Source organism: Dyella subtropica (genome assembly GCF_026283965.1).
GTDB lineage: Bacteria > Pseudomonadota > Gammaproteobacteria > Xanthomonadales > Rhodanobacteraceae > Dyella_D > Dyella_D subtropica.
Genome location: NZ_JAPDPD010000009.1, coordinates 130,207 through 140,796, shown reverse-complemented (window position 1 = coordinate 140,796; position 10,590 = coordinate 130,207). Strand labels below are relative to the sequence as shown.

Annotated in this window: 11 protein-coding genes; 3 read left to right on the top strand and 8 right to left on the bottom strand. The window is 62.8% G+C overall.

The features are described 5' to 3' along the window. Positions 1–10 precede the first annotated feature (10 nt). Positions 11–421 carry a DUF3301 domain-containing protein gene (locus tag OUZ45_RS09830; RefSeq protein ID WP_266169851.1) on the top strand — a complete coding sequence of 137 codons (411 nt, stop codon included), beginning with the start codon at positions 11–13 and terminating at the stop codon, positions 419–421. 24 nt (positions 422–445) lie between these two features. Here the strand turns inward: OUZ45_RS09830 and OUZ45_RS09825 are convergent, their stop codons facing one another. From OUZ45_RS09825 to petA, 5 genes are all read right to left on the bottom strand, one after another. Beyond that, positions 446–871 (bottom strand): ClpXP protease specificity-enhancing factor, encoded by a 426-nt coding sequence (locus OUZ45_RS09825; RefSeq protein ID WP_266169908.1) that lies wholly within the window; start codon positions 869–871, stop codon positions 446–448. Positions 872–915: 44 nt separating this feature from the next. Continuing rightward, a complete protein-coding gene (locus OUZ45_RS09820; RefSeq protein ID WP_266169849.1) occupies positions 916–1,539 on the bottom strand; it encodes a glutathione S-transferase N-terminal domain-containing protein in 624 nt (207 codons plus the stop codon). A gap of 71 nt (positions 1,540–1,610) precedes the next feature. Beyond that, complete coding sequence (locus OUZ45_RS09815; RefSeq protein WP_266169848.1) at positions 1,611–2,345, bottom strand: cytochrome c1; 735 nt, start codon at positions 2,343–2,345, stop codon at positions 1,611–1,613. Positions 2,346–2,358: 13 nt separating this feature from the next. Next, on the bottom strand, positions 2,359–3,666 hold the full coding sequence (locus tag OUZ45_RS09810) for a cytochrome b (protein WP_266169847.1): 1,308 nt from the start codon (positions 3,664–3,666) through the stop codon (positions 2,359–2,361). Then, on the bottom strand, positions 3,666–4,271 hold the full coding sequence (gene petA, locus OUZ45_RS09805; protein ID WP_266169846.1) for a ubiquinol-cytochrome c reductase iron-sulfur subunit: 606 nt from the start codon (positions 4,269–4,271) through the stop codon (positions 3,666–3,668). Before petA ends, OUZ45_RS09810 begins: the two co-directional genes overlap by 1 nt. 158 nt (positions 4,272–4,429) lie before the next feature. Between petA and OUZ45_RS09800 the strand changes: the two genes are divergently transcribed. Further along, complete coding sequence (locus OUZ45_RS09800) at positions 4,430–5,614, top strand: S1C family serine protease (protein ID WP_266169845.1); 1,185 nt, start codon at positions 4,430–4,432, stop codon at positions 5,612–5,614. Positions 5,615–5,713: 99 nt separating this feature from the next. On the opposite strand, the gene OUZ45_RS09795 is transcribed toward OUZ45_RS09800, so the two are convergent. Beyond that, positions 5,714–6,736 carry a lytic transglycosylase domain-containing protein gene (locus tag OUZ45_RS09795; protein WP_266169844.1) on the bottom strand — a complete coding sequence of 341 codons (1,023 nt, stop codon included), beginning with the start codon at positions 6,734–6,736 and terminating at the stop codon, positions 5,714–5,716. A 296-nt stretch (positions 6,737–7,032) separates the two neighbouring features. Between OUZ45_RS09795 and miaB the strand changes: the two genes are divergently transcribed. Further along, entirely contained in the window at positions 7,033–8,379 is a 1,347-nt protein-coding gene (miaB, locus tag OUZ45_RS09790) for a tRNA (N6-isopentenyl adenosine(37)-C2)-methylthiotransferase MiaB (RefSeq protein ID WP_266169843.1), read from the top strand. A gap of 172 nt (positions 8,380–8,551) precedes the next feature. Here the strand turns inward: miaB and OUZ45_RS09785 are convergent, their stop codons facing one another. Both OUZ45_RS09785 and OUZ45_RS09780 read right to left on the bottom strand, forming a co-directional pair. Further along, positions 8,552–9,661 (bottom strand): ABC transporter permease, encoded by a 1,110-nt coding sequence (locus OUZ45_RS09785; protein WP_266169842.1) that lies wholly within the window; start codon positions 9,659–9,661, stop codon positions 8,552–8,554. After that, positions 9,658–10,587, bottom strand: a complete 930-nt coding sequence (locus OUZ45_RS09780; RefSeq protein ID WP_266169907.1) for an ABC transporter ATP-binding protein — start codon at positions 10,585–10,587, stop codon at positions 9,658–9,660. The genes OUZ45_RS09785 and OUZ45_RS09780 overlap by 4 nt, the downstream gene beginning before the upstream one ends. Between the last annotated feature and the right edge of the window lie 3 nt (positions 10,588–10,590).

The following is a 10,590-nucleotide window of genomic DNA, read 5'->3' as shown; positions in this document are numbered from 1 at the left end:
CACTGCGACCATGAGCAAGCTCTCCGACCTGATGCTGTTGCTGGCGCTGCTTGGCGTGATCGGCCTGTGGTTGAAGCTCAGCCGCGCACGCGAACTGGCCATGGTGGAAGCCCGTCGCCAATGCGAGCGGCATGGCCTACAGCTGCTTGACGAAACCGTAGGGCTGCGCACGCTGCGCCTGCGTCGTCTCGATGGACGCCGCGTATGGGAACGCAGCTACAGCTTCGAGGTAAGCATCGACGGAAATGACCGCGAACCGGGTCGTCTCTGGGTGGTCGAAGGGCGCCTCACCGGGCTGAGCCTGCCAACGATCGAGACACGCATACCCGGCGACGCCGCCACGACTCGTAACGGAAGCAATGTCATCCCCCTCCGCCCCGGCCTGAACGACGAAAGCGGAAGCAACCGCCGCCTTCACTGAAGACGGCTGCAATCCTTGGGTGAGTTACTTCACCACGCGCAGGAACGGTGCGCCGCGGCGCGGCTTGTCGCCAGCATCCTCGCCGTCGGACGGCGGCATGTCATTGGGCGGCTCGGGCGAAGGCGGCGGCGTGTCGCCGCCTTCGTCGGCCGGAAACATCATGCCCTGCCCGTTTTCCTGCGCATACAGGGCCAGCACGGCCTGCACCGGAATCAGGATGGACTGGCTTACGCCGGAGAAACGCGCCTGGAAACTGATCCACTCGTTGCCGAGATCGAGATTGGCCACCGCGCGCATCGCCAGGTTGAGCACCACCTGACCGTTTTTCACCACTTGCGGCGGCACACGCACGCCTTCGCGCGCGGCATCCACCAGCACGTAAGGAGTCAGGTTGTTATCGGTGATCCAGTCATAGATCGCCCGCAGCAGATACGGGCGATTGGAACTCATCGGAACGTGTTGATCGTTATTGCTCATGCTCTCGGGACAATTCTTTAAGGCCGCATGGCCTTTTCTTCCGCCGTCATACTGCGCGCAAAACCCTGGCTGTGGAACAGCCGCTCACCGTAATCGAGGATGGGCTTGCCTTCACGCCCCAGCTCCACGCCCAGCCAGGGCAGGCGCCATACCACCGGTGCCACCAGGCAGTCAGCCAGGCTCATTTCCGGATTCAAAAAAAACTTGGATGCCTTGAACAAAGGCAACGTGGCGAGCAGATGTTCGCGCAATCGCTTGCGTGCCGCATCCACCAAACGACCGCCGGCGCGGATGGTATCGATCTCGGGTAGCCAATCCAGCTCGATGCGCAAGGATGCCAAACGCAAGCGGGCGCGCGACAGCGGATCGATCGGCATCAGCGGCGGATGAGGATATCGCTCGTCGAGGTACTCGCAGACTACCGACGTTCCGTAGAGCGTGAGCTCGCGGTCAATCAACGTGGGCGTGGTGCTGTAGGGGTTGAGATCGATCAAGTCTTCCGGTGGCTTGTTCGGATCGATCAGCACTCGCTCATAGCTGACACCCTTGGCCGCCAGCACCAGCCGCGCACGGTGACACTGGACGTCATCCGCCGTGGAGTACAGGGTGAGTACGGATCGCGAACGTGCGCTTTGAACCATGCGCGGTCTCCCCATCGACTATGTGCAAACGGCGGCGTGAAGCCGCCGCTTGCTGGCCACGGAGCGACGTCTTAGTGGACGTCCTTCCAGTATTCCTTCTTGAGCGCGTACGCCAGGAGCGTGAAGCCGACCAGGAACAGCAACACCCAGATGCCGTAGCGCTGGCGCTGCAGAGCTGCCGGTTCGGCAACATACTCCAGGAAGCTGGTGAGGTCGCGCGTCGCCTGCTTGAACTGGGCCGGCGAGAGCTTGCCCGGCTGAGCCAGTTCGAGCTTCTCGACCACCTCTTCACCATCGACCTTCTTCATCTCGGCGGTCTGCAGCCCCTGCAGTTCCCACAGCGGGTTCGGCATGGAGGCGTTCGGGAACACCGTGTTGTTCCAGCCCACCGGGCGGGTCGGGTCAAGGTAGAAGGCATTGAGGTAACCGTAAACCCAGTCCGCACCCTTGGCGCGCACTTCCAGCGACAGGTCCGGCGGAGCCTTGCCGAAGAACGTCGCGGCCGAGTCCTCCGGCATGTGCGAGATCACCGGCTCGCCGAACTTGGCACCCGTGAAGTTGAGGTTGTCCATGACTTCTTTCTCGGACAACCCCAGATCTTCGGCAATGCGCGAATAGCGGGCGTACTTCAGCGAGTGGCAACCCACGCAGTAGTTGAAGAACAACTTGGCACCGCGCTGCAGGGAAGCCTTGTCGTTCACATTGGTAGCGGCGGAGGGCAACCCGCCCTCTTCCGAAGCCATGGCTGTGGCGCTGCCGACCAGCAGACCGACCGCAAGCGCGATCGAGGAGAGAGTTCGCTTCATCAGGGACTGCCGCTTAGTCATGGTCATACACCACCCGCGCCGGAACCGGCTTGGTCGTCTCGAGACCGCGATGCGTGTAGACCCACAGGAACACGAAGTAACCGAAGTAGATTGCCGTCATCACGCGACCGAACAGGTTCTCCCAGAACGTCACGTCGATGTGGCTGCCGAACCAGGCCGGGATGACTTCAGCCACCACACCGGCGCCCACGGCACCCAGGGCGAAGAAGGAGACCACGAACAGGCCCAGGCTCACCTTGTAGCCCACACCACGGTAGCGGATGGAACGTACCTTGCCGGCATCGATCCAGGGCAACAAGAACAGCAGCGCGATCGCACCGAACATGCCGAGCACACCCCAGATCGCCGTGCTGAAGAACGACGGGATCATGCGCAAGATCGCGTAGAACGGGGTGAAGTACCACACCGGCTTGATGTGCGTCGGCGTCACCAGGTTGTTCGCCGGCAGGAAGTTGTCATGCTCGAGAAACCAGCCGCCGAAGGTCGGCACAAAAAAGATGATGAAGGCAGCGATGATCAGGAAGCAGCCCACACCGAACAGATCCTTCACCGTGTAGTACGGATGGAAAGGAATGCCGTCGGCCGGCTTGTTGGCGTCCCAGCGATTGCCCTTGGGACCCTTCTTGATCTCCACGCCGTCCGGGTTGTTCGAACCCACCTCGTGCAGCGCTGCGATGTGCAACACCACCAGCAACAGCAGCACCAGCGGCAGTGCGATCACGTGCAGCGCGAAGAAGCGGTTGAGCGTTGCGTCCGCCGGCAGGTAGTCGCCCATGATCCATTCGACCAGGGTGCCGCCGATCACCGGGATGGTGCCGAACAGCGAGATGATCACCTTGGCGCCCCAGAACGACATGTTGCCCCACGGCAGCACGTAGCCCATGAAGGCCTCGGCCATCAGCACCAGGAAGATCAGCATGCCCAGCAGCCACACCAGTTCGCGTGGCTTGTGGTACGAGCCGTACATCAGGCCGCGGAACATGTGCAGGAACACCACCACGAAGAACAGCGAGGCGCCGGTGGAGTGCATGTAGCGGATCAGCCAACCCCATTCCACATCGCGCATGATGTACTCGACCGAGGCGAACGCTTCCGCCGCGCTGGTCTTGTAGTTCATGGTGAGGAAGATGCCGGTGACGATCTGGTTGACGAGCACCAGGATCGCCAGCGAGCCGAAGTAGTACCAAAGATTGAAGTTCTTCGGCGCGTAGTACTCGGTCATGTGCTTGCGATAGGCCGGCGCCATGTTCGGCGCACGCTCATTGACCCAATCGCCGATACGCGTGAATACGCTGGCCATTAGCCGGCCTCCTTCGGATCCACGCCAATTTCGATGTGCGTGTCGTCCACAAAATGGTACGGCGGGATCAACATGTTCTTCGGAGCAGGCACGCCCTGGTAGACGCGACCCGACATGTCATAGCGCGACTTGTGGCAGGGGCAGTAGAAGCCGCCCTTCCATTCCGGATCGAACGGCTCCGGCTTCATCACCGGCACGAAGTCCGGCACGCAGCCGAGATGGGTGCACAGCGCGACCATGACCAACCACTCGGGCTTGATCGAACGGGTCTCTTTCTCCACATAGGCCGGCTGCTGCTCGGCGGAGCTGCCGTTCGACTTGGGGTCGACCAGACGGGCGTCCTGACCTGGCAGAGCGTCCAGCTGCTCCTTGGTGCGGTTGACCACAAACACCGGAAGGCCTCGCCACGGGAAGGTCACCTTCTGACCCGCCTCGATCTTGCCGATGTCGACCGTCACCGGTGCGCCAGCCGACTTGGCTCGGGCACTGGGTTCCCACGATTTGATGAAGGGCACGACTGCCGCGACGACTCCCACACCACCGACCACTGCCGTGGTCGCTGTGAGGAAGCGGCGGCGGCCGTGATCGACGACTTCGTTCGCCATCAGGCTCTCCGGTACTTACGCCATTGAGATGCGACTTTAGGGGCCGCAAAAATCGCGTTAGTGTAGCGTCAGCCCCTGCCCCGTACAATAAAATCGGAGAGGCGCTTGCGTCACCCACCTTCGCTACCCATGCGCTTATCCAACGGCTATCCCACGACATGAAACATGCCGCCGGCACGCTCGCCTTCATCGCCCGCTTCGTCATTCTCGGGCTGGCGGTGGCCTTCGTGGTCAGCCTGCTTTGGCCTGGCGTGAGCGATCGGTTACGCGCCGGGGTCGGGTTGCACAGCGGACAACCCACTACCACTGCGGCCCCATCCACCAACCTCGGTCACTCAAGCGGCCCGGCATCGTACGCCGACGCGGTGGCCAAGGCAGCACCCTCCGTGGTCAACATCTACGCCAACAAGATGGTCACCGAGCAAGGCGTGCAGATGTATTCCGACCCGGTAATGCAGCGCCTGTTCGGCGGCCGGCCGGCTATCTATAAGCGTCGCGAGCAGAGCCTCGGCTCGGGCGTGATCGTCAGCGACCGGGGCTACGTGCTCACCAACAACCACGTGATCGCGAAGGCCGACGACATCCAGGTCCTGCTCTACGACGGTCGCGTGGCCAAGGCCCAGTTGATTGGCGCCGACGTCGAAACCGACCTTGCCGTGCTGAAGATCGACGTATCCAGCCCGCCAGTCATCCGCATCGCCGACCAGCACCCCGCACGCACCGGTGACGTGGTGCTCGCCATCGGCAATCCACTCGGCCTCAACCAGACCGTGACCATGGGCATCATCAGCGCGATCGGGCGCCAGCTCAGCAGCGCGAATCCGGAAGACTTCATCCAGACCGACGCCGCGATCAATCTCGGCAACTCCGGCGGCGCCCTGGTCAATACCGACGGCGAACTGGTAGGCATCAATACCTTGCTGATCGGCAAGGCAGCCAATGCCGAAGGCATCAGCTTCGCCATTCCGGTGAGCAGCGCGAAAAAAGTGCTGGATCAGATCATTGACAGCGGCCACGTCGTGCGCGGTTGGATGGGTGCCGACTACGCCTTCGTGCCGGTCTCCGCCGACAGCGGCCTGCCCGCCGCCGCGCGCGGCGCGCAGGTGACCGACGTCTATCCTGGCGGCCCGGCCGCGCAAGCCGGCATCCAGCAACACGACATTCTTTTGCGCATCGGCACCGACGACATCGTCGACCCTGCTGATCTGCGCCGCCGCGAGGCAGCCCTCAAGCCCGGGAGCAAAGTGGAAGTCTCCGGCTTGCGCAACGGCAGCCCCTTCCACGCGGATGTGATCCTGGCCCAGCGTCCACCGATGACGCCGACGGCATCACTTGATAGCTGATACTAAATAGAAGTGAGTGGAGAGGAATGAGGAGTGAGTAAAGGCGAAGAGCCGCACTCTCTCACTAACTCATTCCTCTCCACTCACTCCTATATGGAATCAGCCCCTCCCCGGCCCCTGCGACGACGCCACCGGCGGCCTGATCGCCAGGCCATAGCGCTTGCGCAACGTGCCTACGCGCTCTACGTACACCTGCGTCTCTGCATACGGCGGAACTCCGCTGTAACGCTGCACCGCGCCGGCGCCTGCGTTGTAGGCCGCAGCCGCCAACCGCTCATCGCCTTTGAAGCTCTTGAGCAGCAGGGCCAGGTAACGCGCACCACCACGTATGTTCTGATCCGCATCGAAGGCATCGCGTACGCCCATGTTGCCCGCAGTCGCCGGCATCAACTGCATCAGCCCCTGCGCACCCTTGAGCGACAACGCCCGCGGGTTGTAGGCGCTCTCGGCATGAATGATCGCGCGCAGGAAGGCTTCGTCCAGACCGAACTCCACACTGGCTGTACGAATGGTGTCGGCGTACGCGGTGAGGTTGAGTTGCACGCTGTCCCAATGAATCGGCGAGTGCAGATTGCAGGCCACACAGGTGGAGATATAAGTAAACAGCATGGTGACCGCGTGCCCGCTTTGTCCGGCCGGCCGCAGATTGGTGTATTCAACACTGCCATCGGCGCGCGTCACTCGATAGACCGCTCCACGCAATACCTTGTCGCCTGAGGACGACGACGCATCACCGGCTTGGGCTGTCGCATCCGGCGCCTGCTTCGATTCGCTATAAATCCACTGCCCGGGCTTGCCGGAAGGTGGCGGAACTGAAGGGGGGTGAGCGCTGGTTTCCACCGAACCCTGCACGCCGCTCAACGAAACCGTTGCCTCAGCTGAAACTACCCCGCCCGTAGTCCGCGCCACACCCTGCACACCGGTCAGCGCTGCCACGGGAGCTACGGGCTTGGGTTTAGGTCGTGGCGTCGGGTCGGCCACGGTGGCGATCTTCTGGCATCCCTGATAACCCTGCGTACTGTTGCTGTACACCGTCTCGCCTGCCCCGCCCGTGCAGCGATACAGGCCACCGGCATGCGCTGGAGCGACATGGAGCGCGCCAACCAGCAATCCACACGCCATCGCCAGCCTGCCAAGGACTGGGCCAAAACGGAAAGCCCGTAAGAACGAGCCGATGCTTTCCCCTTGTCGCACGGCGTCAGACATGGCGCGCAGTGTGCAACTAGCCGTGGGGCAAGCCAAGCGCGAGACTGCCGTTTCGTGCGCAACGGCAAACTTGTCCCTGCCCTCGTTGAACCGTCGAGAGGCGCAAGTCCCTGATCCCACTCGCCGCTTCGGTGGCAGCCCACCCTGGAGGCGCGTAAACTACGCGGTTCGGCGACTGACGCCCTCTTGTTTCGAAACCCGGTACCTGCGCCATGAGCGGCAAGCTTTTCATCAAGACCCACGGCTGCCAGATGAACGAGTACGACTCGGCCAAGATGGCCGACGTGCTCAAGGCATCGCACGGCCTGGAGTTGACCCAGGACGAGTCCGAAGCGGACGTGATCCTGATCAACACCTGCTCCATCCGCGAGAAGGCGCAAGAGAAGGTGTTCAGCCAACTCGGCCGCTGGAAGGAGCACAAGCAGGGCGGCAAGCCGGTGCTGATCGGCGTCGGTGGCTGCGTAGCCTCGCAGGAAGGTGACGCCATCCTCAAGCGTGCCCCGTACGTGGATCTGGTATTCGGCCCCCAGACCCTGCACCGCCTGCCTGAGCTGATCGAAGCCAAGCGCGCCACCGGCAAAGCCCAGGTGGACATCAGCTTCCCCGAGATCGAGAAGTTCGACCGTCTGCCCGAACCGCGCGCCGAAGGCCCGACCGCCTTCGTCTCGATCATGGAAGGCTGCTCCAAGTACTGCTCCTACTGCGTGGTGCCCTACACCCGCGGTGAGGAAATCAGCCGCCCGTTCGACGACGTGATCGTCGAAGTCGCGCAACTTGCCGCACAAGGCGTGCGCGAAGTGAACCTGCTCGGCCAGAACGTCAACGCCTACCGCGGCGCCACGCACGACGGCGGCATCGCCGACCTGGCCGTGCTGATCCACGCCATCGCGCAGATCGACGGCATCGGCCGCATTCGCTTCACCACCTCGCACCCGCTGGAGTTCTCCGACTCGCTGGTCGAGGCCTACGCCAACGTGCCGCAGCTGGCCAACTATCTGCACCTGCCGGTGCAGGCCGGCTCCGATCGCATCCTGAGTGCCATGAAGCGTGGCTACACGGCGCTTGAGTTCAAGCAGAAGATCCGCAAGCTGCGCGCGGTGCGCCCGGACATCTGCGTCTCCTCGGACTTCATCGTCGGCTTCCCCGGCGAGACCGACGAGGATTTCGAAAAGACCATGAAGCTGATCGACGACATCGGCTTCGACCAAAGCTTCTCCTTCATCTTCTCCTCGCGCCCCGGCACGCCGGCAGCCAACCTCGCCGACGACACGCCGATGGCGACGAAGCACCAGCGCCTGGAACGCCTGCAGGCGACCATCAACGCCAACGCCAAGAAAATCAACGAAGCGATGGTAGGCACCGTGCAGCGCGTGCTGGTGGAAAAGCCAAGCCGGAAGAACCCCAACGAACTCACCGGCCGCACCGAGAACATGCGCTACGTGAACTTCGCCGGCCCAACTCGCCTGATCGGCCAATTCGTGGATGTAGTGATCACCGAGGCGATGAGCAATTCATTGCGTGGCCGCGTAGCGACGGCAGACGACCAGCAAGCAGCGTAAGTCCAACCTATCGCACCGTAGGAGCCCACCCTGTGGGCGGCAAACCGGCAGGATTGCCGGTTTGCACGGCGTGCGCCGCCCGTAGGGCGAGGGCCAGGGATGGCCCGAGTGACCAAGCGCCTCGCTTCGCCCGGATCGCGCACAGGGTGCGCTCCTACCATGAGCAATCGCCTCAATCCAGGCGCTTGCGGAAACGCAAGATCGCGGCCGTCATCATCACCAGGGTGAATGCAGCCAGCGCAAGCACATCCACCCACAACTCCCACAGGCTGGCACCGCGCAGCATGATGCCGCGGATAAGCCTCAAAAAATGCGTCAGCGGCAGTATCTCCGCCAGCCACTGCGCCACCTTCGGCATACCGGCGAACGGGAACATGAAACCCGATAGCAGAATCGACGGCAGGAATACGAAGAACGTCATTTGCATCGCCTGGAACTGCGACTGCGCGCGCGTCGAAATCAGCAAGCCAAGGGTGAGATTGGCCAGGATCAACAAACCCGCCGCCAGATAGACCTCGAGCAGGCTACCGTTGATCGGCACGGTGAACAGCCAGCGCCCGAGCGCGAGAATCACGCTGGTCTGCACCAGGCCAATGGCGATGTAGGGCAACACCTTGCCGATCATCAATTCCGCGCTACTCAGCGGCGTAGCGATCAGCAACTCCATATTGCCGCGCTCGCGTTCGCGCACGATGGCGATACCGGTGAACAACACCATGGTCATAGTCGGGATCACACCAATCAGGCCCGGCACGATGTTGATCGCCGAGCGTCGCTGCGGGTTGTAGAAGCTGACGATGCTGATCGGCCCACCGGCCGGCGTGCTGACCAGCGGTGCACGCCTATCCGGCGTAGCACTGTCGATAGGCACCTGCGCCAGCTGCACCGCCGCGCTCTGCACCACATTGTCGCTGCCGTCGACCATGATCTGCGCCACCTGCCGGCCGTCGATTCGACGGCGCTCGAAATCCGGCGGCACCGCCACACCGATACTGACCTCGCCCCGACGCAGCATGGCGATCAGCTGCTCCGGCGTGTCGGCTCTCGCCACAGGCGAGATCACACCGGTCGCCAACATGTCCATCACCAAGGCGCGCGAACCCGCTGTATTCGCCTGATCCACAATCCCTGCGTCGAGCCCGCGCAGGTTGGTGTTGATGGCATAGCCAAACAGCACCAGCTGGATCACCGGAATGCCGACGATCATCGCCAGCGTGACGCGGTCGCGACTCAGCTGCCGCAACTCCTTCAACACGATGGCCCAAAGTCGCCGCCAGCTCATGCCGCACGCTCCTGGGGCTCGCGCTTCTCGCGCGTGACGGCGACGAACACGTCCTCGAGATTCGGCGGAGCGGGATGGACGTCCGCCTCCTGACCCGATCCGGCAAGCGCTTCCTTAAGATGCGACAGCGCATCGCCCTCGCCGTGGATTAACACGCGTAGAGCGTTACCTACCTGCGCCACGCCGAGCACATCGGGCAGGGCAACCAGTACGCGCTGCGCGCGTCGCGGATCAGCCGACTCGACCACAAAGGTATGCCCTTCCAACGCCCCCGTCAGCTCGATCGGCGTGCCATCCGCCACCAGCACGCCGCGATTGAGAACGGCAAGGCGATGGCAGCGCTCCGCTTCATCCATCAGATGCGTGGAGACCAGCAGTGTGGTGCCGGCATCGGCCAGCTCGAACAGCTTTTCCCAGAAATCCCGACGCGACTCCGGGTCGACGGCACTGGTCGGCTCATCGAGAAACAACAGCTCGGGGTCGTGGATCACTGCGCAAGCCAGCGCCAGGCGCTGCTTCTGACCGCCGCTCATGGTGCCGGCCAGTTGCTTCTGACGATCGCCGAAATGGTATTGCTCGATCAGTTCATCCACGCGTTTCGGCGCACGCGCTTTTGGCACACCTTGCACCGCGGCCATGAACTCCAGGTTCTCGCGCACGCTGAGGTCTTCGAACAATGAGAATTTTTGGGTCATGTAGCCAATGCGGCTGCGCAGCGCTTCGGCCTGCTTCGGGATGCTCAGTCCAAGCACATCGATCTCACCATCACTCGGCGTCAGCAGGCCGCATAGCATGCGTATGGTAGTCGACTTGCCGGAGCCGTTCGGACCAAGAAAACCGTAGACGTGGCGGCTGGGCACTTCGAGGTCGACATGATCCACCGCCACCAAGCTGCCAAAGCGCTTGGTCAATCCGTGCGCCCGAATGGC